This is a genomic window from Achromobacter sp. GbtcB20 (assembly GCF_019091095.1).
Lineage (GTDB): Bacteria > Pseudomonadota > Gammaproteobacteria > Burkholderiales > Burkholderiaceae_B > Achromobacter > Achromobacter mucicolens.
Window position 1 is genome coordinate 1 of sequence record NZ_JAGXJZ010000351.1, and the last position, 336, is coordinate 336.

Here is a 336-nt window from a genome sequence, read left to right on the forward strand (position 1 = left end):
CGCGCACGTGGCTGCACGTAATCGCGCAAGGTCTGCATGTACTGGTCGAAGCTCGGTTCGTCCTGGGCATAGAGCTGGAGCACCCACGGGTTCTCGTCCAGTTCATCGAAGCTGTCCTGAAGCGCGTTTTCCAGGGCGTCGCGGGCATGCGCGAGCCAGCCGGGTTCCCGGCCTTCGGTGCCCAGCGGCACCAGCTCGTAGAAGGCGGCCACCGATTGGCCGTCCTCCAGGAGCATGGATTTCGACTCGGGCAAGAACTCCACCCAGGGCAGCAGTTCCACGAAGGACGGTGCGACGTCGTAGACTGTCTGCTCGTCGGCCACGGTCGGACGGTCG

1 protein-coding gene is annotated in these 336 nt (G+C 64.9%); it reads right to left on the bottom strand.

What is annotated here, in order from left to right; all coding sequences use genetic code 11:
• Nucleotides 1–336 (bottom strand): TraC family protein (locus KVT32_RS29290; RefSeq protein ID WP_217619339.1); only part of this gene is annotated, 336 nt, incomplete at both ends.